At 57.2% G+C, this 23,877-nt stretch carries 19 protein-coding genes and 1 pseudogene; 9 read left to right on the forward strand and 11 right to left on the reverse strand.

What is annotated here, in order from left to right:
- Positions 1 to 31 precede the first annotated feature (31 nt).
- Positions 32 to 487: a macrodomain Ter protein MatP gene (gene matP / locus LRS40_RS22350; protein WP_142488954.1), complete on the reverse strand. Its 456-nt coding sequence runs from the start codon at positions 485 to 487 to the stop codon at positions 32 to 34.
- 186 nt (positions 488 to 673) lie between these two features.
- Between matP and LRS40_RS22355 the strand changes: the two genes are divergently transcribed.
- A complete protein-coding gene (locus LRS40_RS22355) occupies positions 674 to 2,434 on the forward strand; it encodes a Lon protease family protein (RefSeq protein ID WP_231312720.1) in 1,761 nt (586 codons plus the stop codon).
- Positions 2,435 to 2,502: 68 nt separating this feature from the next.
- Positions 2,503 to 3,021 (forward strand): bifunctional 3-hydroxydecanoyl-ACP dehydratase/trans-2-decenoyl-ACP isomerase, encoded by a 519-nt coding sequence (gene fabA, locus LRS40_RS22360; RefSeq protein ID WP_000227926.1) that lies wholly within the window; start codon positions 2,503 to 2,505, stop codon positions 3,019 to 3,021.
- A gap of 73 nt (positions 3,022 to 3,094) precedes the next feature.
- Here the strand turns inward: fabA and rmf are convergent, their stop codons facing one another.
- From rmf to rlmKL, 6 genes are all read right to left on the reverse strand, one after another.
- On the reverse strand, positions 3,095 to 3,262 hold the full coding sequence (gene rmf / locus LRS40_RS22365; protein WP_032617397.1) for a ribosome modulation factor: 168 nt from the start codon (positions 3,260 to 3,262) through the stop codon (positions 3,095 to 3,097).
- 254 nt (positions 3,263 to 3,516) lie between these two features.
- Entirely contained in the window at positions 3,517 to 4,080 is a 564-nt protein-coding gene (gene pqiC / locus LRS40_RS22370; protein WP_231312721.1) for a membrane integrity-associated transporter subunit PqiC, read from the reverse strand.
- Positions 4,080 to 5,717 carry an intermembrane transport protein PqiB gene (gene pqiB / locus LRS40_RS22375; RefSeq protein ID WP_231312722.1) on the reverse strand — a complete coding sequence of 546 codons (1,638 nt, stop codon included), beginning with the start codon at positions 5,715 to 5,717 and terminating at the stop codon, positions 4,080 to 4,082. Before pqiB ends, pqiC begins: the two co-directional genes overlap by 1 nt.
- A complete protein-coding gene (gene pqiA, locus LRS40_RS22380) occupies positions 5,707 to 6,975 on the reverse strand; it encodes a membrane integrity-associated transporter subunit PqiA (protein WP_231312723.1) in 1,269 nt (422 codons plus the stop codon). The genes pqiB and pqiA overlap by 11 nt, the downstream gene beginning before the upstream one ends.
- An 18-nt stretch (positions 6,976 to 6,993) precedes the next feature.
- Entirely contained in the window at positions 6,994 to 8,901 is a 1,908-nt protein-coding gene (locus tag LRS40_RS22385) for an ABC transporter ATP-binding protein (protein WP_231312724.1), read from the reverse strand.
- Between the two features lie 12 nt (positions 8,902 to 8,913).
- On the reverse strand, positions 8,914 to 11,022 hold the full coding sequence (rlmKL, locus tag LRS40_RS22390; protein ID WP_231312725.1) for a bifunctional 23S rRNA (guanine(2069)-N(7))-methyltransferase RlmK/23S rRNA (guanine(2445)-N(2))-methyltransferase RlmL: 2,109 nt from the start codon (positions 11,020 to 11,022) through the stop codon (positions 8,914 to 8,916).
- Positions 11,023 to 11,121: 99 nt separating this feature from the next.
- Between rlmKL and LRS40_RS22395 the strand changes: the two genes are divergently transcribed.
- The gene (locus LRS40_RS22395) at positions 11,122 to 12,231 is read left to right on the forward strand and encodes a YcbX family protein (RefSeq protein ID WP_231312726.1); all 1,110 of its coding nucleotides are present in this window, start codon (positions 11,122 to 11,124) and stop codon (positions 12,229 to 12,231) included.
- Here the strand turns inward: LRS40_RS22395 and zapC are convergent.
- Positions 12,228 to 12,764, reverse strand: coding sequence for a cell division protein ZapC (zapC, locus tag LRS40_RS22400; protein WP_142488946.1), 537 nt, complete (start codon positions 12,762 to 12,764; stop codon positions 12,228 to 12,230). The two genes, LRS40_RS22395 and zapC, sit on opposite strands and share 4 nt — an antisense overlap.
- Before the next feature lie 168 nt (positions 12,765 to 12,932).
- Positions 12,933 to 13,943, reverse strand: coding sequence for a quinone-dependent dihydroorotate dehydrogenase (gene pyrD / locus LRS40_RS22405; RefSeq protein ID WP_156263354.1), 1,011 nt, complete (start codon positions 13,941 to 13,943; stop codon positions 12,933 to 12,935).
- Between the two features lie 248 nt (positions 13,944 to 14,191).
- On the opposite strand from pyrD, the gene ssuE reads away from it, so the two are divergent.
- The 5 genes and pseudogenes from ssuE (at position 14,192) to ssuB (ending at position 18,429) form a co-directional block, all read left to right on the forward strand.
- On the forward strand, positions 14,192 to 14,767 hold the full coding sequence (gene ssuE, locus LRS40_RS22410; RefSeq protein ID WP_059308351.1) for an NADPH-dependent FMN reductase: 576 nt from the start codon (positions 14,192 to 14,194) through the stop codon (positions 14,765 to 14,767).
- Positions 14,760 to 15,759 (forward strand): annotated as a pseudogene (locus LRS40_RS22415) (sulfonate ABC transporter substrate-binding protein). Before ssuE ends, LRS40_RS22415 begins: the two are co-directional and overlap by 8 nt.
- Positions 15,719 to 16,864, forward strand: a complete 1,146-nt coding sequence (ssuD, locus tag LRS40_RS22420) for an FMNH2-dependent alkanesulfonate monooxygenase (RefSeq protein ID WP_142488943.1) — start codon at positions 15,719 to 15,721, stop codon at positions 16,862 to 16,864. Before LRS40_RS22415 ends, ssuD begins: the two are co-directional and overlap by 41 nt.
- Before the next feature lie 9 nt (positions 16,865 to 16,873).
- A complete protein-coding gene (gene ssuC, locus LRS40_RS22425) occupies positions 16,874 to 17,665 on the forward strand; it encodes an aliphatic sulfonate ABC transporter permease SsuC (RefSeq protein ID WP_231312727.1) in 792 nt (263 codons plus the stop codon).
- Entirely contained in the window at positions 17,662 to 18,429 is a 768-nt protein-coding gene (ssuB, locus tag LRS40_RS22430; RefSeq protein WP_231312728.1) for an aliphatic sulfonates ABC transporter ATP-binding protein, read from the forward strand. The genes ssuC and ssuB overlap by 4 nt, the downstream gene beginning before the upstream one ends.
- Before the next feature lie 149 nt (positions 18,430 to 18,578).
- Here the strand turns inward: ssuB and pepN are convergent, their stop codons facing one another.
- Positions 18,579 to 21,191, reverse strand: coding sequence for an aminopeptidase N (gene pepN / locus LRS40_RS22435; protein ID WP_231312729.1), 2,613 nt, complete (start codon positions 21,189 to 21,191; stop codon positions 18,579 to 18,581).
- Positions 21,192 to 21,455: 264 nt separating this feature from the next.
- Here pepN and pncB point away from each other — a divergent pair, with 264 nt between their 5' ends.
- Positions 21,456 to 22,658 carry a nicotinate phosphoribosyltransferase gene (pncB, locus tag LRS40_RS22440; RefSeq protein ID WP_231312730.1) on the forward strand — a complete coding sequence of 401 codons (1,203 nt, stop codon included), beginning with the start codon at positions 21,456 to 21,458 and terminating at the stop codon, positions 22,656 to 22,658.
- A 48-nt stretch (positions 22,659 to 22,706) separates the two neighbouring features.
- Here pncB and LRS40_RS22445 read toward each other — a convergent pair whose 3' ends face one another.
- Entirely contained in the window at positions 22,707 to 23,870 is a 1,164-nt protein-coding gene (locus LRS40_RS22445; RefSeq protein WP_231313929.1) for a M20 aminoacylase family protein, read from the reverse strand.
- Positions 23,871 to 23,877 lie beyond the last annotated feature (7 nt).

The following is a 23,877-nucleotide window of genomic DNA, read 5'->3' on the forward strand; positions in this document are numbered from 1 at the left end:
GGTTTTTTATTACCTGAAGAAAAGTAAAACGCTACTTCTTATTGGCGAGCAGCGCCTGGAGATCGGTTTTCAGGGTCGACATCTGGTTGGCGTACTTCTCTTTATGTTCCGCATCTTCAATCAGCTGCACGATAGTCTCAGACAAGGTTTTTCCGCGGCGCTGGGCAAGCCCCGCCAGACGTTGCCAGACCATAAACTCCAGATCGATCGACTTCTTCCGGGTATGCTGGTGCTCAGCATTGAAATGCCGTTTTCGCCGCGCGCGGATGGTCTGCTTCATGCGGTTCAGGAGCGCCGGATTGATGTGTTTATCTATCCAGCCGTTGACCAGAATGGGTTCATTTTCGAGGGTCAGCAATAAATCTACAGCTTCTTTTGCAGCACTGGCTTCGAGGTAGCACGTGATCAATTCCCCTTCACGGTGTTTTTTGACCAGATACTTCCATTTCCAGCCGCTTTCGAGATTTTCCAGTTGTTGGTATTTCATTGCGATCTCAGTGTGACCGTGTAACTGTGTTCAGAATATCAGTTTTTTGGCAATCTGCTGAAAAGAAATCGTATCCTGTGACACGCGGTGACGTATTCATCGCTGGAAACGCCCATTCCCTCATGGGCAGAGCCTGCGCCTTACGGTATACTCCATCGTTTTACTTCTGACTAAAAAACATCAACTTTGACCATTACGAAACTTGCATGGCGTGACCTGGTTCCGGATACCGATAGCTATCAGGAACTGTTTGCACAGCCAGATCTCGCGAAAGAACACGAATACATCCTCAGTGACACACAGCCCCGTTTGCATTACGCACTGGAGCAGGTGTTAAGCCCGTGGGCCACCTCACCGTTCATGTTGTTGAAAGCGCCAGACGAAGCGGAGTATCTGAGTCTTCTGGCGGATGCCATGCGGCAGCTGCAACCAGAAACCGGGACGGTCTTTGGGGGTGAGTACAACATTAACGGGCATACTGTTACCTTTGAACCGGCGACCGTACCCGATGGCCGTTTTGCTGTCACAGGCAACATTGTCCCGGCGGGCTGGACAGAAGCTGAACAGCTGTTCGGCTGCCTGCGTCAGTTTAACGGCGAGTTAACCCTGCATCCCGGCATGGTCCATCAGGCCAATGGCGGCGTGCTGCTCATCTCCCTGCGCACGCTTCTGGCACAGCCTCTGCTGTGGATGCGCCTGAAAAATAGCGTCAGCCAGCAGCGGTTTGACTGGGTGGCGTATGATGAGTCGCGCCCTCTTCCGGTTGCAGTGCCTTCTATGCCGCTCTCCCTGAAAGTGGTGCTGATTGGCGATCGCGAAGCGCTGGCCGATTTCCAGGAGATGGAACCCGAACTGGCGGACCAGGTGGTGTACAGCGAGTTTGAAGACAGCACGCAGATCGCGGATGCCGAAGATATGCTGCAATGGCTCCAGTGGGTGCATGCCGTTTGCGAACGCGCGCAGTTGCCAACCCCGGCAGCCGATGCCTGGCCGGTGCTGATCCGCGAAGCGGTGCGCTACACCGGCGACCAGGAGACCCTGCCGCTTTGTCCTCTCTGGCTTGGCAAGCAGTTGCGTGAAGCCGCAGCCATGACGGAAGACGACACCATTACCGGCGAACAGCTCTCCCAGATGCTGGTGCAGCGAGAGTGGCGCGAGGGCTACCTTGCCGATCGCATGCAGGACGAGATCCTGCTGGAGCAGATCCTGGTCGAAACCGAAGGTGAACGCGTCGGACAGATCAACGCCCTGTCGGTGATTGAGTTCCCGGGTCATCCGCGCGCCTTTGGCGAGCCGTCCCGTATCAGCTGCGTTGTACACATCGGTGACGGTGAATTTATCGATGTGGAACGTAAAGCCGAGCTGGGCGGGAACATTCACGCCAAGGGCATGATGATCATGCAGGCTTATCTGATGTCGGAACTGCAGCTTGAGCAGCAGATCCCCTTCACCGCCTCGCTGACCTTCGAGCAGTCCTACAGCGAAGTCGATGGCGACAGCGCCTCGATGGCAGAACTGTGCGCGTTAATCAGCGCCCTGGCAGATGTGCCGGTGAATCAGAACATTGCCATCACCGGTTCGGTGGATCAGTTTGGTCGCGCGCAGCCGGTCGGCGGTCTGAACGAGAAGATTGAAGGCTTCTTTACCGTTTGCCAGCAGCGCGGGTTGAGCGGTAAACAGGGCGTTATTATTCCCCTGCCGAACGTGCGTCACCTCAGCCTCAGTCAGGAACTGCTGACCGCGGTAGAAGAGGAACAATTCAGCCTCTGGGCGATCGAAGATATCGCAGATGCGCTACCCTTACTGACAAACCTGGAGTGGGATGCCGAAGGGCAGAACACGCTGATGCACAGCATCCAGGAGCGTATTGCGCAGGCAACACAGCAGGAAGCACGCCATCGTTATCCCTGGCCGTTACGCTGGTTGAACTGGTTCACGCCGAACTGATCGGACTTGTTCAGCGTACACGTGTTAGCTATCCTGCGTCCTTCACTAAAATAAGGCATACTGAGAACATGGTAGATAAACGCGAATCCTATACAAAAGAAGATCTTCTTGCCTCTGGTCGCGGTGAACTGTTTGGTGCTAAAGGCCCGCAGTTACCGGCCCCGAACATGCTGATGATGGACCGTGTCGTTAAGATGACGGAAACCGGCGGCAACTTCGATAAGGGTTACGTAGAAGCAGAGCTCGATATCAACCCGGACCTGTGGTTCTTTGGTTGCCACTTTATTGGCGATCCAGTGATGCCAGGCTGCCTGGGTCTGGACGCGATGTGGCAGCTGGTTGGTTTCTACCTCGGCTGGCTGGGTGGCGAAGGCAAAGGCCGCGCTTTGGGCGTTGGCGAAGTGAAGTTTACCGGTCAGGTTCTGCCGACCGCGAAAAAAGTGACCTACCGTATTCACTTCAAACGCATTGTTAACCGTCGCCTGATCATGGGCCTGGCGGATGGCGAAGTGCTGGTTGACGGCCGTCTGATCTATACGGCGAATGACCTGAAAGTGGGTCTGTTCCAGGACACTTCCGCATTCTGATTTTTGCTTTTACCAAAGCATAAAACGGCGAAACCTCCGCACTGCGGAGGTTTCTTTTTTTAAAGAGACGCTATCAAGCAAGTACTGCCCTGTCTCCGATGGCTTCTCGCCAGCCCCCTAACCATTGCGACCTTTGATTGATGGTCTGATAGGGACACATTTCTTTAGAACGTCCGGCGATGCCAGCCTGATAACCACGTTGATGAGCCCTTTCAAGGCGATCTCGTTTCTGTCTCTTCATGCCTCGTTTCCCTCATTATTTGATCTGGTGGAAAAGAAAACAGTGATTACAAAACGTGCAACCACAGATAACGAATACCCTGATTCCCGCTTAGCGTCAATGCGCAAAATTCACGCCAGTGTCATATTTGTGACCTGGTCAGAAGTTCATTTGTACAAAAAGTGTGACGCGGCACAAGTAACGGCCTGAGCATAAAACGAAAAAAAGCCGCAATTAGCGTGACGCTAACTGCGGCCTGGTGCGATGAATTTTACTTATGGCAGACGAGAAATTTCTCTGGCAATACTGGCGGACTCCTGCGCCCACCCCTGTGCCAGCACTTTCACCATCTCATCATAACCATCCTTTTGCTGGGTTAACTCGAGATGGAAAGGCCGCTTTATCAGCTGGCCCTGATGATTCAGCAACCATTCACCACTGACAATCACCCTGCCATCATAGCGACCATGGAAGTTGGTCACGTTGACGTTGAGCGTATCCTGGTCGCTACCCAGCGGCTGCGACGCCACCACCCATCCCGGCAGCTGGCTGCTGAGATTGGCAACCAGCGTGTTGCGCAGCTGCTGATCCAGCGGGCTGGCCCACAGGTTGTTATTGGCGATGACATACTGCACATCGCTGGTTTGATAAACCACACCATTACCGGCCAGGTAATCCGGTACCGCCACCTGCTCGACCCACAGCAGACGGTTCCCCTGGCTGGCGATGCTTTGCCCGCCCGCCTGCGCTGCCACAGGCAGCTGGTAATAGCTCTTGTTCTCTGCTGAGCTGCAGGCGGTCAGCAGCGCCACTGTGGCGATCGTTAGCCATTTTTTCATTATTTAGCCCCCTTCGGCTCAGGGTCCTTTTTGTCTTTCGCTTCGAATACCAGCGCGTTGCTCTTCGTGTTCAGCGTCTTCAGCACCGGCTGCAGTTCACGCAGAACCTGATCGAGGCGCTGCATATCTGCCACCATCTTGTTGTACGCCGCTGAGCCCGGCTGGAAGCCCTGCATACTGCGGTTCAGCTCGCGCAGCGTTTTCTGCATGTCCTGAGGCAGCTGCTGCATCGACTGGCTGGCGGTCAGCTTGTTGAGGTTATCCAGCGTAGTCTGCAGACGGCGCATCGTCGCCTGGCTCTCACTGAGCGTGTTGGTGGCCTGTTGGATCATCGGATTGAGCGGCAGATTGTTGATCTTATCCAGGGTCTCCATCAGACGCTGTTGGATCTGCGCCAGACCACTGCTTACGGTCGGGATGATTTTATAGCCCGAAAACTCGCGGATCTCTTTAACCGGCGGCTCTTTCGGGAAGAAGTCCATATCCACGTACAGCGCCCCGGTCACCAGGTTACCGGTTTTGAGCGAGCCGCGCAGGCCACGCTTCATCAACCCCTCGATATGCTGAGCGATATCAGGCGTGTCGCCCACCTGATTAATCAGACGCTCCGGCTCAATGCGGATCAGCACCGGAATACGGTAATCGTCATCCAGCACCTGACGCATGCCCGGCGCAAAGAACGGCACTTTGCCGACGGTACCAAGACGGATGCCGCGGAACTCCACCGGCGCTCCTGGCTGCAGGCCGCGCACAGAGTCCTTGAAGAACATCAGGTAATCGATATGGTCGGTATAGAGCGAATCCTGAATGCTCTTCTGGTCGTCATACAGTCTGAACGCGGTCTTTTGCGCCACCGGCTGTCCCTGATCCATCCCTTCCGGCACGTCAAAGCTAACGCCACCGCCGAACAGCGTGGAGAGTGAGCCCATCTCGACGCGCATCCCCGCCGAGGTTAAATCCACGGCGATACCGCTGTCTTTCCAGAAACGGACGTTGCCGGTGACCAGACGATCGTTCGGCGCATTGATAAACAGCTGGTAGCTGATGGTGCGTTTTTGCGTGTCAAAGGTGCTGGTTTCAACGGAGCCAACACGATAACCGCGGAACAGCACCGGATCGCCCGGGCTCAGCTGGCCGGCTTTTTTACTGTCGAGGGTCACGCGGATCCCCTTCGCATCCGGCGGCGCCAGCGGCGGAGAATCCAGCAGTTGATACTGCCCCGGTTGAGATCCCTTTTTCCCCGGCTGCAGTTCGATATAGGCCCCGGACAACAGGGTTCCCAGGCCGCTGATGCCTTCGCGGCCCACCTGCGGTTTCACCACCCAGAACACCGAGTCGCCATGCAGCAGCTTCTCCATACCGGCGTTGAGGCGGGCTGTGATTTCTACGTGCGTCAGGTCGTCGGTCAGGGTTGCACTCTCAACCACTCCCACATCCACGCTGCGGCTCTTGATGGTCGTTTTACCGCCCTCAATCCCCTCGGCGTTGGTGGTGATTAGCGTCACGACCGGGCCCTGATGGCTGTAATGATAAAACAGGATCCAGGCACCGATCAGCGCGGTCACGATGGGGAAAATCCACACCGGCGACCAGTTTTTGACCTTCTGCACTTTCGCCTCTCCACTCTTATTTTCCATGCTTTTCTTCATCCTCATGGCTCGACTCTGGCTCACGATCCCACGATAAACGCGGATCGAAGGTCATGGCCGCAAACATGGTCATAATCACGACCAATGCAAACATCAGCGCCCCTATTGCGGGGTAAATACTCATAAGCCCGCCTATCCGCACCAGTGCAGAAAGAACGGCAATCACAAACACGTCAATCATTGACCAGCGTCCGACAAACTCGACCACTTCATAAATCAAATGCATTCGCTCGCTGTCACGCTTGCCGTGTCCTTTGGCATCCCAGCACAGCCAGGCAATGGCGATCATTTTGAGCGTAGGCACCATGATACTGGCGATAAAAATCACCAGCGCCACCGGATAGGATCCCTCCCCCCAGAGCAGAATTACCCCGGCCATAATGGTCGAGGGCATTTCATCGCCCAGCAGATTGGTGATCATAATCGGCAGGATGTTGGCGGGGAGATAGAGCATGATCGAGGTGACGAGCAGCGCCATCGTCCATTGAAGACTGTTTTTACGCCGCACGTGCCCTTTCGTTTCGCAACGCGGACAGATTTCCTGGTCGGCGGGGAGGATTGCCGTACAGCAGGAGCACAGGCGTAGATTCTGGTGAATCCCCGGCACGCCGACCTTCAATGTCTGCGGCAGCGCAGGCGCTGGGGCGATATCGTCCCATGCCCAGCGGCGGTCCACACACTGAAATGCCCGCAGCTGCAGGACGCAATAAAGACACCAGGGAATAAAACTGCTGCCAACGCCCACGTCACCGTAGGCCATCAGTTTGACAAAGCTCACCAGGATCCCGGCAAGGAAGATCTCCGCCATCCCCCAGCTTTTTAACTGAAACAGGATCCGCGCCAGCCTGATTTTCAGTGCCCTGGGCATCTGCACGCGGTTCACGAGCAGCAGGATAACCACCAGACAAAACGCCGGCACGATCTGGACGAAAAGCATAAAGAAGGTGCCGAGGCTGGCGTAATCTTCCGAGAACATGACGCCAGGTATCTCCAGCAAATGCACTTCGCTGGTGATACCGCCCACTTTCATATAGATAAAGGGAAACAGGTTGGAGAGAAACAGCATGAACAGCGCAGCAATAGCATAAGCAGTGGGACGCTGCCGCGGCGCATCCCACTTCGTTGTCAGCGTTGTCCCGCATCGCGGGCATGCCGCTTTGTGTCCATGCTCGAGCGCGGGTAGCGCCACGAGCATATCGCACTGGGAGCATAAAATATGCCGATCGGCATGGTGATGTTCACACATACTGGCTCCATGTTTAACTTATGCGCCGTTTTTCAGAGCCTCAAGATATTCCCAGCGTTCAAATGCCTCTTCCAGCGCCCGCTCAGCCTGGGTCATATCGGCCAGCACTTTTTGCGTATGGTCATGCGGCTGGCTAAAGAATGACGCGTCGGCCACCTGAGCCTGCAAACTTTCCAGACTCGCTTCCAGCTCTTCCAGACGCTGCGGCAAGCTTTCCAGTTCGCGTTGGAGGTTATAGCTTAGTTTGTTACTGCCGCGTTTGACCGTTTCTGCTTTGGTTACAGCAACTTCCGCTTCGCTCTTCGCTTTTGACTGCTTTGTCGCCAGCGACTGCGCCTGCTGTCCGCGGGCATCGTGGTAGCCGCCGACATAGCGTCCGATACGGCCCTGACCTTCGAAGATCCAGCATTCGGTCACGGTATTGTCCACGAACTGACGATCGTGGCTCACCAGCATCACCGTTCCCTGATAACTATCAATCAGTTCTTCAAGAAGTTCCAGCGTTTCCACATCAAGATCGTTCGTTGGTTCATCGAGAATCAGCAGGTTGCTGGGTTTCAGGAACAAACGTGCCAGTAACAGGCGGTTACGCTCCCCACCGGAGAGGGCACGAACCGGGGTCATGGCCCGTTTTGGATGGAACAGAAAGTCCTGCAGATAGCCCAGCACATGGCGCGGTTTCCCGTTCACCATCACTTCCTGCTTACCTTCTGCGAGGTTGTCCATTACCGTTCTGTCCGGATCCAGTTCGGCACGGTGCTGGTCGAAGTAGGCCACTTCCAGCTTGGTCCCGCAGTGGATGCGACCGCTGTCGGCTTTTAGTTGATCCAGCATCAGCTTCAGCAGCGTGGTTTTACCGCAGCCATTCGGGCCGATAAGGGCAATTTTATCCCCGCGCTGCACCTGGGCAGAGAAATCTCGCACCAGCACTTTGCCGTCAATCTGGTAATTGACGTTTTCCATCTCAAAGACGATTTTGCCGGAGCGGCTCGCCTCTTCGACCTGCATCTTCGCGCTGCCCATCACTTCACGGCGCTCGCTACGCTCACGACGCATCGCTTTCAGGGCACGGACGCGGCCTTCGTTACGGGTACGGCGGGCTTTGATGCCCTGACGGATCCACACCTCTTCCTGGGCCAGTTTGCGGTCGAACTCGGCGTTTTGCAGCTCTTCTACGCGCAGGTTTTCCTCTTTTTCCAGCAGGTAGGTGTCGTAATCGCCCGGATAGGTCACCAGCTTGCCGCGGTCGAGATCGACAATGCGGGTCGCCATATTGCGAATAAACGAACGGTCATGCGAGATAAAGATAATGGTGCCGCCGAAGGTTTTCAGGAACCCTTCCAGCCAGTCGATGGTTTCGATATCCAGGTGGTTCGTCGGTTCATCGAGCAGCAGCACTTTTGGCCCGCTGACCAGCGCCCGGCCCAGGGCAGCTTTACGCAGCCAGCCACCGGAAAGAGAGGCCAGCGGCATGTCGGCTTCCAGACCTAACTGCGCCAGCACTTCGTTGATGCGGTTTTCCAGCTGCCACAAGCCGTGGTGGTCCAGCAGCTCCTGCAGACGCGCCATCTCGTTGAGGTTTTTGGTGCTCGGGTCGGTCATCACCAGGTGCGAGATCTCGTGGTAACCCTTCAGGTACTCCGCCTGCTCGGCGATCCCTTCGGCCACAAAATCATAGACGCTGCCCTGCACGTTACGCGGCGGATCCTGCTGCAGACGCGCCACCACCAGGTCCTGCTCGTAAACGATACGCCCGTCATCCAGCCCCTGCTCGCGGTTCAGGATCTTCATCAGGGTCGATTTACCGGCGCCATTACGGCCTACCAGACAGACACGTTCGTTATCTTCGATATGCAGTTCTGCGTTATCGAGAAGGGGTGAGTCGCTGAACGACAGCCACGCGCCATGCATACTAATTAATGACATTTACTTTTCCTTTCAGGCGGCGGTGATGAGCCAGCAGTTGTGGATCTGACGGTTACGGGCAAAATCCTGGGACAAGGTTTTTTGACTGATCTCTTGTGCTTTCAGCCCCAGTTCAGCTAACCCGTCATGATCCATGCGGAAACCGCGCTTGTTGTTCGAGAACATGATAGTGCCGCCTTTACGCAGCATCCGTTTAAGATCCTTCATCAGCGCCAGATGGTCGCGCTGAACGTCAAAAGACTCTTCCATGCGTTTGGAGTTGGAGAAGGTCGGCGGATCGATAAAGATCAGATCGAACTGCTCTTCCGATTCGCGCAGCCAGCCCAGCACGTCGGCCTGCAGCAGACGGTGCGCCCGGCCGGTCAGGCCGTTGAGACGCAGGTTGCGCTCTGCCCACTCCAGATAGGTGCGGGACATGTCCACGGTCGTGGTCGTGCGCGCGCCGCCCAGACCGGCATGCACGCTGGCGCTGCCGGTGTAGGAGAAGAGGTTCAGGAAATCCTTGCCTTTGCTCATCTGGCCCAGCATACGGCGGGCGATACGGTGGTCAAGGAACAGGCCGGTATCGAGGTAATCGGTCAGGTTGACCCACAGGCGCGCGTTATATTCGCCTACTTCGATAAACTCGCCCTTGCTGTTCATCTTCTCGTACTGGTTTTTCCCCTTCTGACGCTCACGCGTTTTCAGGATCAGCTTGTTCGGGGCGATGTTCAGCACGTTGATGGTCGCGGCAATGATATCCAGCATCCGCTGACGCGCTTTCTGCGGATCGACGGTTTTTGGCGGGGCGTACTCCTGCACCACCACCCACTCGCCATAGCGGTCGACCGCGACGTTGTACTCCGGCAGATCGGCGTCATACAGGCGATAGCACTCAATCCCTTCCTGCTTCGCCCATTTTTCAAATTTCTTCAGGTTTTTACGCAGACGGTTGGCGTAATCTTCCGCAATGCTGGCCGGTTTGCTGTCGGCTTCTTTCTCGGCCAGATGGTAGTTTTTCTGCACGCAGTCCAGCGGGCCGTTTTTGGCCTTGAACTGACGCTCGGCGCGCAGCTGCAGGCAGCTCAGCAGCTCCGGCGAGGCGCTGAACAGGGAGAGGTTCCAGCCGCCAAACAGATCCTTCATGGTGCGGCCCAGCAGGCTGTGCAGGGCAATCAGCGCCGGCTCGCTGTCCAGACGTTCGCCGTAAGGCGGGTTGCTGATCACCGTCCCGTACGGACCTTTCGGCAGCGGGTTGGTGAGCTGGGAGACATCTTTCAACTCAAAGGAGACCAGCTCGCCAATCCCGGCGCGACGGGCGTTGCTGCGCGCGCGTTCAATCACGCGGGCATCGCTGTCAGAACCGTAGAAACGGGATTCATAGGCAGCCAGACCGGCACGGGCGCGGGTCTGGGCTTCGGCTTTCACTTCCTGCCAGGTGGCTTCGTCATGCTGTGCCCAGCCCTTGAAACCCCACTGGCCGCGGTGCAGACCCGGTGCGCGATCGGTCGCCAGCATGGCCGCTTCAATCAGCAGCGTACCGGAACCGCACATCGGATCGAGCAGCGGCGTGCCCGGCTGCCAGCCGGAACGCATGACAATGGCCGCCGCCAGGTTCTCTTTGATCGGCGCGATACCCGCCCGGTCGCGGTAGCCGCGCTGGTGCAGGCCTTCGCCACACAGATCCAGCGCGATACTGGCGATCTCTTTGTTCAGACGCACGTTAATGCGCAGATCCGGGTTTTCACGATCGACGTTCGGACGTTCCAGATTTTTGCGGGTGAAACTGTCGACGATGGCATCTTTGACCTTCAGCGCGCCGTACTGGCTGTTGCGGATCTCGTCGTTGAGGCCGCTGAAGTGCACGGCAAAAGTGGCGCCCAGAGCAAAAATCTCTGTCCAGTCGATCGTCTGCACGCCCAGATAAAGATCGAGATCGCTGTAAACCTTACACTCTCTCATCGGCAACATGATGCGTGAGGCCAGGCGACTCCACATCAGGCTCTGGTAAATAAGCCGCGTGTCGCCCTGAAAATGGACACCACCCTGAACCACTTGGCACTCTTGCGCGCCCAGACTTTCCAGTTCAGTTTTTAACAGCTCTTCCAGCCCACGGGCCGTACTGGCAAACAGAGAATTCATATCGTCACTTTTACTCTAAGAAAATTGCTGCGCATTATAGCCAATCTGGGCTCTATGTCATAAAGTTGAGGGCTTATTTTCATTTGAGGGGACGGTGCCGTGGCGACGTTATCCAGGCTTTTCATTCATCCGGTCAAATCCATGCGCGGTATTGGGCTCACGCATGCCTTCGCAGACGTCAGCGGTTTTGCCTACGATCGCATTTTCATGGTCACCGAACCGGATGGCACGTTCATTACCGCCCGCCAGTTCCCGCAAATGGTTCGTTTCACTCCGGCCCCGGTTCAGGATGGTCTGCATCTCACCGCGCCGGACGGTTCCAGTAGTATCGTTCGCTTCAGCGATTTTGCGTCAGCGGATGCGCCTACCGAAGTGTGGGGCAACCACTTTACCACGCGTATCGCCCCGGAGGCGATTAACCGCTGGCTGAGCGAGTTCTTTTCCCGCCCGGTACAGCTTCGCTGGGTCGGGCCTGAACTGACGCGACGCGTGAAAAATTTCGCCGGGGTGCCGCTGTCGTTTGCCGACGGTTTCCCGTTCCTGCTCACCAACGACGCCTCGCTGCGCGATCTGCAAAAGCGCTGCCCGGCAAGCGTGCAGATGGAGCAGTTCCGCCCGAATATGGTGGTCACAGGCGCAACGGCCTGGGAAGAAGACACCTGGAAAGTGATTCGCATCGGCGACGTTATCTTTGACGTGGTGAAACCCTGTAGCCGCTGCATCTTTACCACCGTCAGCCCGGAAAAGGGGCAGAAGCACCCCGCCGGCGAGCCGCTGAAAACGCTGCAATCCTTCCGCACCGCGCAGGATAACGGCGATGTTGATTTCGGCCAGAACCTGATCCCGCGCTCCAGCGGCGTGATCCGCGTGGGCGACGAGGTGGAGATCCTCTCGACCGGGCCAGGGCGGATCTACGGCGCAGGTGCGGAAGAAGAGGCTCCAGAGGTGGAGATCCAGCCTGCCACGGCGGTGACCATTCAGTGGCAGGGTCAGACGATTCGCGGTAACAATCAGCAGGTGTTACTGGAGCAGCTTGAACAGGCCGGGATTCGCGTGCCCTATTCCTGTCGTGCGGGGATCTGCGGATGCTGTCGCATCACGCTGGTCGAAGGCGAAGTGAGCGCGTTGAAGAAATCGGCCATCGGCGGTGACGGCACTATTCTGTGCTGCAGCTGCGTACCGAAAACCTCGGTACAGCTGGAAGCCTAAACGGCCTGCTCGAGACTGAAGCTGACCGGCTGGGGTTTGAGTCGGTCATTCATCACTTTGATCGGGTCGCCCAGCTGCATGGTGCGCCCGGCAATAGTCACCGCCGGCTGCGCCAGTAAACAGAGCGCGGCGTTATCGCCCGGCTCCACCACCAGCAAATTCACCAGCTCGGCATTTTCGCTCAGGCTGACGCATGCGGCATCGCCGGTGACCGGCGACCAGCGCTCACCGTGAGCAAGAAAGTGCCAGCTTTTCGGCATCTGAGGTTTAAGGAAGCGGATCGCCACCAGCGCATTGAGCACCAGTTCGGCGCGTTGTTCTTTCGACAGGTCCAGATCGCGGCACTTCTCTTCAAAGGAGAAATAGAGCGCGGCATCGTCGACGCAAAAACCGGTATCGGCAAAGGCGTCCGGGGTTAACATCCGGCGGGCAAAACGCGAACGAAACAACATACCATTGGCGAGATCGAGCATCATGCGATCGTGCTCGTCACAGAAATACCAGCGCCAGTTATCGTCAGGTTTAATTCGCATCTGTCTCTCCCGTTCCCGAAACGTCCTGTCGTAAGAAAGTCCTTATTTGCCGCTTCGCTTTTTTAACTTCAATAATCAAAGACTACAATGTCTAATAAAGCAACAGTCCGGGAATATAAAACAACCAGAGCTGGAAATAAAGCCCTGGTTGTAAGTCATGCTAAAAGATTAGATATGATTAACGATTTCTTTAATCAGCGGCGGGCCTTTGAAAATAAAGCCTGAATATATCTGCACCAGCGAAGCGCCAGCCGCCATTTTCTCGCGCGCGGCCATGACCGAATCAATACCGCCCACCCCAATAATCGGTAGGCGACCCTTTAATTCCTGCGACAGACGGCGAATAATTTCAGTGCTTTTTAACTGCACCGGACGCCCGCTCAGGCCACCCATTTCATCGCAATATTTCATCCCCTGAACCAGCGAGCGATCGAGGGTGGTATTGGTGGCGATAACACCATCAATATTATGGCGAACTAAACTGTCGGCGACCTGTACCAGCTCTTCTTCAGTCAGATCCGGGGCGATTTTAACGGCCACCGGGACATATTTATGGTGCGTCGCCTGGAGTTCATTTTGCTTATTTTTAATGGCGAGTAATAAATCGTCGAGGGCTTCACCATATTGCAGCGTACGCAGGCCCGGGGTGTTCGGTGAAGAGATATTCACCGCAATATACCCGGCATAGGCGTAGACTTTTTCCATACAAATCAGGTAGTCATCTTTGCCCTGCTCGACCGGCGTGTCTTTATTTTTGCCGATATTAATGCCCAGAACGCCATCGAAATGGGCTTTCTTTACGTTCTCAACCAGATGATCGACGCCGAGGTTATTAAAGCCCATGCGGTTGATCAGCCCTTCGGCCTCAACCAGTCGGAACAGGCGCGGCTTGTCATTACCCGGCTGCGGGCGTGGCGTGACGGTGCCAATCTCGATGGAGCCAAAGCCCATCGCACCCAGTGCATCAATGCACTCACCATTTTTATCCAGTCCTGCCGCCAGACCCAGCGGGTTTTTAAAGGTTAATCCCATGCAGGTGACCGGCTTCTCCATCACTCGCTGGCGCACCAGCGCTTCAAGCGGGGTTCCCGTAATACGGCGTAATTGCTGGAATGTAAATTCATGAGCGCGCTCAGGGTCGAGCTGGAAAAGGGCTTTACGAACGAAGGGGTAGTACATGAACTCTCCTGGATTCCCGGTGTGCAAACCGGGGCCGAATTATCAGCGATCGCAGCGGGAAAGGGAATTGACCTGCGGCAAAAAAAACCTCACCAGACGCAATCGTTTACTTTTCACCCCTCCTTTATTCATTTTTTGGCATTTATCTTGCGGATAAATCATTTAGTGGAATAAGTCAGCGATGCCACACTGCCAACAAATGTTATCAATGTTAGATAAAAGCAAATAATTGGTTATAAGGAGCATCTATGCGCGTCATTACGTTGGCCGGCAGTCCGCGATTCCCTTCCCGCTCCAGCGCGCTGCTGGAGTATGCCCGGGAGCAACTGACTTCTCTGGATGTGGAAGTGTTCCACTGGAATCTGCATAACTTCGCCCCGGAAGATCTTCTCTATGCCCGCTTCGATAGCCCGGCGCTGAAGACCCTGAACGAGCAGCTTAAGGATGCCGACGGGCTGATCGTCGCCACCCCGGTGTATAAAGCCTCATTTTCCGGCGCTCTGAAAACCCTGCTCGATCTGCTGCCGGAGCGCGCCCTGGAGGGCAAAATTGTGCTGCCGCTGGCGACCGGCGGCACCGTCGCTCATCTGCTGGCGGTGGATTATGCCCTGAAGCCGGTGCTCAGCGCCCTGAAGGCCCAGGAGATCCTGCACGGCGTGTTTGCCGATGACTCGCAGGTGATCGACTACCAGCACAAGCCGCACTTTACCCCGAACCTGCAAACCCGCCTCGACAGCGCGCTGGAGACTTTCTGGCAGGCGCTGCATCGCCGTGACGTTCAGGTTCCCGCCTTCGGTCTTCAGAAAGGAGTCGCCCATGTTTAAAACCCTTGCACGCCTGAGCCTGGCGGGTCTGGTGGCCCTCTCTGGCCTGGCCCACGCCGCCGATCCCGCCCCCGAGAGCCTGCGTATAGGCTACCAGAAAGGCAGCGTCAGCATGGTGCTGGCGAAAAGCCATCAGCTGCTGGAAAAACGCTACCCGGACACCAAATTCTCCTGGGTGGAGTTCCCGGCAGGCCCGCAGATGCTGGAGGCGTTGAACGTCGGCAGTATCGACCTCGGCAGCACCGGCGATATCCCGCCGATTTTTGCTCAGGCCGCCGGCGCGGACCTGGTCTACGTCGGCGTGGAGCCGCCAAAACCGAAAGCCGAAGTGATCCTGGTACCTGAAAACAGCCCGATTAAAACCGTGGCGGATCTTAAAGGCCATAAAGTGGCTTTCCAGAAAGGTTCCAGCTCGCACAATCTTTTATTGCGCGCCCTGCAGCAGGCGGGTCTGACCTTTAAAGATATTCAGCCGGTTTATCTGTCCCCGGCGGATGCCCGCGCCGCCTTCCAGCAGAACAACGTCGATGCCTGGGCAATCTGGGATCCCTACTACTCCGCGGCCCTGCTGCAGGGTGGCGTGAAGGTGCTGAAAGACGGCGAAACCCTGAAACAGACCGGCTCCTTCTACCTTGCCGCTCGCCCTTATGCGGAGAAAAACGGTGAATTTGTTCAGGGCGTACTGAATACCTTTAGCGAAGCGGATGCCCTCACCCAGAGCCAGCGTCAGGCCAGTATTGCCCTGCTGGCAAAAACGATGGGCCTCCCGGAGCCGGTCATTGCTACCTACCTTGACCACCGCCCGCCAACCGTTATCAAACCGGTAGATGCCAGTACCGCCGTGTTGCAGCAGCAAACCGCTGACCTCTTCTATGACAATCGCCTGGTGCCGAAAAAAATCGATATTCGCGACCGTATCTGGCAACCCACAGCGCAAAAAGGAGCTAAATCATGAGTCTGAATCTGTTCTGGTTTTTACCTACCCACGGTGATGGTCATTATCTGGGTACCGACGAGGGCGCACGCCCGGTGGATCATGCTTATCTCCAGCAGATCGCCCAGGCCGCAGATCGGATTGGCTTTACCGGGGTGCTGATCCCGACCGGACGCTCCTGTGAGGATGCATGGCTGGTGGCGGCGTCGATGATCCCGGTGACCCAGCGCCTGAAGTTCCTGGTGGCCCTGCGCCCGAGCGTGACCTCTCCGACGGTAGCCGCCCGCCAGGCCGCCACCCTCGACCGCCTGTCGAACGGACGCGCGCTGTTTAACCTGGTGACCGGCAGCGATCCGCAGGAGCTGGCGGGAGACGGCGTCTTCCTGGATCACACCGAGCGTTACGAAGCCTCCGCTGAGTTCACCCACGTCTGGCGTCGTCTGCTGGAGGGGGAAAATGTGACCTTCGAGGGCAAACATATTCATGTTCGTGATGCCAAACTCTTCTTCCCGCCGATCCAGCAGCCGCGTCCACCGCTCTATTTTGGCGGTTCATCGGACGTCGCTCAGGATCTGGCCGCCGAGCAGGTGGATCTCTATCTCACCTGGGGCGAGCCGCCGGAGCTGGTCAAAGAGAAGATCGAACAGGTGCGCGCCAAAGCCGCGGCTCACGGTCGTAAGGTGCGCTTCGGGATCCGCCTGCATGTGATTGTGCGCGAAACCACTGAAGAGGCGTGGCAGGCCGCCGACCGCCTGATCGCCCATCTCGACGATGCCACCATTGAGAAAGCCCAGGCCGCCTTTGCCCGCACCGATTCCGTCGGGCAGCACCGGATGGCCTCCCTGCACAACGGCAAGCGAGAAAATCTGGAGATCAGCCCGAACCTGTGGGCGGGCGTGGGGCTGGTGCGCGGCGGCGCGGGTACGGCGTTAGTTGGGGATGGCCCGACCGTGGCGGCGCGAATTAATGAATACGCCGACCTCGGTATCGACAGCTTTATTCTGTCCGGTTATCCGCATCTGGAAGAGGCGTACAAGGTAGGCGAGCTGCTGTTCCCGCATCTGGATGTCGCCATTCCGCAGATCCCGCAGCCGCAGCCCCTGTCGCAGCAGGGTGAGGCGGTCGCCAACGAATTTATCCCGCGTAAAGTCGCCCAGAGCTAAGGAGAACGCATGGCTAAACCTTCCCGAAAATGGCTGCTGCGCATTGCACCCTGGCTGCTCCCTGTAGGTATTGTCCTGATCTGGCAGCTGGCATCCTCCGTGGTTTGGCTGTCGAGCCGCATTCTGCCCTCCCCGGAGGGCGTGGTGGAGGCCTTCTGGTCCCTGAGCGCCAGCGGTGAGCTGTGGCAGCATCTGGCGATCAGCTCCTGGCGCGCGGTGATTGGTTTCTCCATCGGCGGGTCGATTGGCCTGACGCTGGGACTGATCAGCGGTCTGTCCCGCTGGGGCGAGCGTCTGCTGGACACCTCCATCCAGATGCTGCGCAACGTGCCGCACCTGGCGCTGATCCCGTTGGTGATCCTGTGGTTTGGTATCGACGAGACGGCGAAGATTTTTCTCGTCGCCCTTGGCACCCTGTTCCCGATCTACATCAACACCTGGCACGGCATTCGTAATATCGACCGCGGGCTGGTGGAGATGGCGCGCAGCTACGGTTTGTCCGGCTTCACCCTGTTCATCCATGTGATCCTGCCGGGCGCCCTGCCCTCGATCATGGTCGGCGTGCGCTTCGCCCTCGGCCTGATGTGGCTGACGCTGATCGTAGCGGAGACCATCTCTGCTAACTCCGGTATCGGCTACCTGGCGATGAACGCCCGAGAATTCCTGCAGACCGACGTAGTGGTAGTGGCCATTGTTCTTTACGCCCTGCTCGGCAAACTGGCAGATGTCAGCGCCCAGTGGCTTGAACGCCGCTGGCTGCGCTGGAACCCGGCCTACGTGATTAAGGAGGCACACGCATGAATACGGCTCGCTTAAATCAGGGGACGCCGCTGCTGCTTAACGGCGTGACCAAACGCTACGGCGAAAACACCATTCTCTACGGCCTGGACCTGCACATTCCCGCCGGACAATTTGTGGCGGTGGTGGGCCGCAGCGGTGGCGGTAAAAGTACCCTGCTGCGCCTGCTGGCCGGGCTTGAAGCGCCAAACGACGGTGAACTGCTGGCCGGCAATACCCCGCTGGCGCAGATCCAGGAAGACACCCGAATGATGTTTCAGGACGCGCGTCTGCTGCCGTGGAAAACGGTGATTGATAACGTCGGTCTGGGGCTGCAAGGCAACTGGAAAGCGCAGGCGCTACAAGCTCTGGCCGCCGTCGGGCTGGACAATCGCGCGGGTGAGTGGCCTGCCGCCCTCTCCGGCGGACAAAAACAGCGCGTGGCGCTGGCCAGGGCGCTGATCCATCGCCCTGGGCTGCTGCTGCTGGATGAACCGCTGGGGGCGCTGGATGCGCTGACGCGGATCGAGATGCAAGACCTGATCGTTTCGCTATGGCAGGAGCACGGCTTTACGGTGCTGCTGGTGACGCATGACGTGAGTGAAGCCGTCGCGATGGCCGATCGGGTATTGCTGATTGAGGATGGCAAGATAGGGCTGGATCTGACGGTGGACCTTCCACGCCCTCGCCGGGTGGGTTCAGTGCGGCTGGCGGAGCTGGAAGCGGAGGTGCTGGATCGGGTGATGAAGCGTGGCGCAAATGAGGTGTCTGTCAGAAAGCACGGATAAAAATGCCGGGTGGCGGCTTCGCCTTACCCGGCCTACAAAACATAACCATAGGCCCGGTAAGCGTAGCGCCACCGGGCATCAGGCCGCACAGCATTGCCGGGTGGCGGGCTTCGCCTTACCCGGCCTACAAAACCGGCCCCAACTTTCTATCAGGCCAGCGCCTTACTGATCTTCTCGTACAGATCGCCAGAGAGATTCTCCAGCCCTTTCAGCTGCTCCAGCGCCGCACGCATCTTCGCCTGACGCTCTGCATCATAGCGTTTCAGACGGATCAGCGGCTCAATCAGACGCGACGCCACCTGCGGGTTACGGCTGTTAAGCTCCGTCAGCATCTCCACCATAAACTGGTAGCCGCTGCCATCTTCCGCATGGAAGGCGGCCGGGTTGCTGCTGGCGAAGGCGCCAATCAGGGAACGGACGCGGTTCGGGTTGCTCAGGGTGAATGAGCGGTGCTGAAGCAGGCTGCGCACCTTGTTCACCACGTCAGCGGCCGGGCTGGTGGACTGCAGAATGAACCACTTGTCCATCACCAGACCATCCTGATGCCATTTGTCGTCATACTCCTGCATCAGGGCATCACGGCACGGCAGTTCCGCGGCAACGCTTGCGGCCAGCGCGGCAAGAGCGTCGGTCATGTTGTCGGCAGTATGATACTGCTGGCTGACCAGTTCGTTAGCGAGCGCTGTTTCGCCAAACGCCAGATAGCGCAGGCAGGTGTTACGCAGCGCGCGCTTGCCAATATCAGCATGCTCCACGCGGTATGCATCCAGCTTGTGATGGTTGTAGATGGCGAGGAACTCATCCGCCAGCTCGGTCGCCAGGGTACGGGTCAGGGCTTCGCGCACGGCCACAATCGCAATCGGGTCAATAATCTCGAACAGCTCGGCGATTTCAGTCGCGGACGGCAGGGTCAGAATTTCAGCCGCCAGCGCCGGATCAATCTTCTCATCCAGCAGAATGGCGCGGAAGGCATCCGCAACATGGACCGGCAGAGACAGCGGCTGGCCCTGTTGATGACGATTGACGTTCAGCTTGATGTAGGTTGCCAGCAGGCTCTGCGCGGCATCCCAGCGGGAGAAGTCGTTGCGCGCGTGACGCATCAGGAAGGTCAGCTGCTGATCGCTCCACTTGTACTCCAGCTTAACCGGCGCGGAGAATTCGCACAGCAGCGCAGGCACCGGCTGGAAGTAGACGTTATCAAAGACGAAGGTCTGTTCGGCCTGGGTCACGTTCAGCACGTTATGCACCGGATGACCGCCCTTTTGCAGCGGGATCGCTTTGCCTTCGTTATCGTACAGCTCGATGGCAAACGGAATATGCAGCGGGTGCTTCTCTTCCTGCTCGGCCGTCGGCGGCGTGCGCTGGCTGATGGTCAGGGTGTACTGCTCGGTTTCCGGGTTGTAATCGTCTTTGACGGTCACAATCGGCGTACCGGCCTGGCTGTACCAGCGGCGGAAGTGGGACAGATCGATATTAGAGGCATCTTCCATCGCCTGCACGAAGTCGTCGCAGGTGGCGGCGCTGCCGTCATGGCGCTCGAAGTAGAGCTGCATCCCTTTCTGGAAATTCACTTCGCCCAGCAGAGTGTGGATCATGCGGATGATTTCGGAACCCTTCTCATACACCGTCAGGGTGTAGAAGTTGTTCATCTCGATCACTTTGTCCGGGCGGATCGGGTGCGCCATCGGGCTGGCGTCTTCGGCAAACTGCAGGCCGCGCATGGTGCGCACGTTGTTGATGCGGTTAACCGCGCGTGAGCCGAGGTCAGAGCTGAACTCCTGATCGCGGAAGACGGTTAAACCCTCTTTCAGGCTCAGCTGGAACCAGTCGCGGCAGGTGACGCGGTTACCGGTCCAGTTATGGAAATATTCGTGGCCGATGACGCGCTCGATATCGAGGTAGTCTTTATCGGTGGCGGTATCGGTCCGCGCCAGCACGTACTTAGAGTTAAAGACGTTGAGGCCTTTGTTCTCCATCGCGCCCATATTAAAGAAGTCGACGGCGACAATCATATAGATGTCGAGGTCATACTCGAGGCCGAATCGCTCTTCGTCCCACTTCATGGAGTTGATAAGCGAGGTCATCGCCCACGGAGCGCGATCGAGGTTGCCGCGGTCGACAAACAGCTCCAGCGCCACTTCACGGCCAGAACGGGTGGTGAAGGTGTCGCGCAGAACGTCAAAATCGCCCGCCACCAGCGCAAACAGGTAGCACGGTTTTGGGAACGGATCCTGCCACTGTACCCAGTGACGGCCATTTTCCAGCTCGCCTTCACCGACGCGGTTGCCGTTGGAGAGCAGGAACGGATAGGTAGCTTTATCAGCAATGATTTTGGTGGTGAAGCGGGCCAGCACATCCGGGCGGTCGAGATACCAGGTAATGTGGCGGAAGCCTTCGGCTTCGCACTGGGTACAGAGGGCGACACCCGACTGGTATAGCCCCTCCAGCGCGGTGTTGGACGCCGGGCTGATTTCGTTGACGATGCGTAAGGTAAAACGCTCCGGCAGGTTGTCGAGCACCAGCTGGTTGTTTTCTTCTTTATAGTCGGGCCATGCGGTGTCGTTGACGTGCACCGACACCAGGGTCAGATCTTCGCCATCAAGACGCAGCGGCACCGCCGTGGCGTTATGGCGGGTCACCTGGCTTACCGCCGTGACAACGGTTTTTGTGGCATCCAGGTCAAAAGTCAGATCGATATCGCTAATCAGGTAATCCGGCGCACGGTAGTCGTGGCGGTATTTGGCTTGAGGCTGTTGTGTCATAGAAAACCTTTTGCATCGTTTGTCGAATAACGAGTCAGTCTATTCCTGTTGTGTAAATCGCGCTATGCAGAATGTTCATCTTTTCAGTTACAAACACGCTATTTGCTACATTTGTATAACACGCGGCACGAAATGCACTCGACCCTGAACCAGGCTTATGGTGTGATCGGGGTTCAATAAATCGCTAAACAGGGTATACTCCAGCGGTTTCAATAGTTGTTTATTGTACTAAACGCTCCCGTGAGAGGATGCTATTGCGCGCCTATGACTCGATTCGCTTCACCTGTTCTGCATACGCTGCTGGATACCGACGCGTATAAACTGCATATGCAGCAAGCCGTTTTTCACCACTACCACGACGTACAGGTCGCGGCGGAGTTCCGCTGCCGTGGTGATGATTTGCTTGGGATCTATGCTGATGCCATTCGTGAGCAAGTCGACGCTATGCAGCATCTTCGTCTGCAAGATGATGAATTCCAGTGGCTTTCCGGCCTGCCTTTCTTTAAAGAAGACTATCTGCAGTGGCTGCGGAATTTCCGCTATGACCCGACCCAGGTCCAGATCAGCAATGATAACGGCAAGCTGCATATTCGCCTTGAAGGCCCGTGGCGGGAAGTGATCATGTGGGAAGTGCCGCTGCTGGCGGTGATCAGCGAGCTGGTGCACCGCTTCCGCTCCCCGGAGGCCGGCGTTGAGCAGGCGCTGGCCAACCTGGAACACAAGCTGGTTGATTTTGCCAGGCTTACCGAATCGTTGGATATGTCGCGTTTCCGGCTGATGGATTTTGGCACCCGCCGCCGTTTCTCCCGCGAGGTGCAGCAGGCCATCGTTGAGCGGTTGCAGCAGGAGCCGTGGTTTGTCGGCACCAGCAATTACGATCTGGCCCGCCGTCTCAACCTGACGCCAATGGGCACCCAGGCGCATGAGTGGTTCCAGGCGCATCAGCAGATCAGCCCGGAACTGGCGACCAGCCAGCGTGCGGCGCTGGCGGCCTGGCTTGAGGAATACCCGAACCAGCTCGGCATCGCCTTAACCGACTGTATTACCATGGACGCGTTCCTGCGCGATTTCGGCCCTGAGTTCGCCACCGCCTATCAGGGGCTGCGCCACGACTCCGGCGATCCGCAGGAGTGGGGTGAGAAAGCCATTGCCCATTATCAGAAGCTGGGCATCGACCCGATGAGCAAAGTGCTGGTCTTCTCCGATAACCTCGACCTGCCAAAAGCGGTAGGCTTGTACCGCCACTTCTCCTCACGCATCAATCTGGGCTTTGGCATCGGCACCCGTTTGACCTGCGATATTCCTCAGGTAAAACCGCTGAATATCGTCATTAAACTGGTGGAATGTAACGGCAAGCCGGTAGCAAAACTCTCCGACAGCCCGGGTAAAACCATCTGCCATGACAAAGCCTTCGTGCGGGCGCTGCGCAAAGCGTTCGACCTGCCGCAAATTAAAATAGCCAGTTGATTTTCGCTAAAAAGGGCCCCTGCAGGGACCCTTTTGTATTTCCTTGTTCTACAGCGGCAGACGGGTTCTGACGATCTCCGCAAAATACTCCGCGCCGGTCAGTAAAATCTCATCGTTGAAGTCGTAGCAGGCATTGTGCAGCGGCGTATTGCCCTGCGGGTCCGACGCATCGCCATTGCCTAAAAAGACAAAGCAGCCGGGCACCTGCTGCAGGAAAGCGCCGAAATCTTCGGAGATCATCATCGGCGCGACGTTGCCCTCCACCCGCTCCGCGCCCACCACGTTTACCGCCGCGTTCACGGCCACATCCACACACTGCTGCCAGTTCACGGTCGGTGCGAACTCATGGGTGTAAATAAATTCGCACTGCGCCCCGTGCATGGCGCAAATCGCTTCGCTGATGGTGCGCATCCGTTCCTCGAGCAGGGCCTGCACCTCCGGGGAATCGCTGCGGGTATCGCCTTTGATTTCGACATGGGTCGGAATGGCATTGCGGATGCCGTCTGTGTGCAGCTCCGTACAGGAGATCACTGCCGGGACGTTGGGATCGACGTTGCGCGAGACAATGGTTTGCAGGGCCAGAATAATCTCCGCCGCAATCACCAGCGGATCTTTGGCCATGTGCGGTCGCGCGGCATGCGCCCCCTGGCCGGTAATACGAATAATAAAGTTATCTTCGCTGGCCATAATGCCGCCAACCCGGGTGGCTATCGTTCCGGCCTTCATGCTCGGCATATTGTGCAGGCCATAAATCTCTTCAATGCCAAAGCGCTCGATAACCCCGTCCGCCATCATCGCCTTCGCACCGTAACCCGGCTCCTCGGCTGGCTGGAAGACAAAGCAGACGGTGCCGTTGAAATTCTGCCGCTGTAACAGCAGCTGCGCCGCCCCCAGCGCAATACAGGTATGACCGTCGTGACCGCAGCCGTGCATGCGTTCCGGCGTGTCCGAGCGATAAGACATCTCGCCCTTTTCCGTCAGTTGAATGGCGTCGATGTCGGCGCGGATCGCGATGACGCCCTGACCTTCCCCGCATTTCAGGACCCCAACCAGCCCGGTTTTGCCAATGTCACGATGCACCTCAATCCCCATGCTCTGGAGTTTTTCCGCAATAAACTGCGCGGTTTTTACCTCTTCAAAGGCGCTTTCCGGGTTGGCATGCAGATGGTGACGCCATGCGGTAAGCTGCTGTTTGAGCTGTTCCTGATTCATCATAATC

The sequence above is a fragment of the Leclercia sp. G3L genome (genome assembly GCF_021117075.1).
In the GTDB taxonomy this organism is placed as follows: Bacteria; Pseudomonadota; Gammaproteobacteria; order Enterobacterales; family Enterobacteriaceae; genus Enterobacter; species Enterobacter adecarboxylatus_C.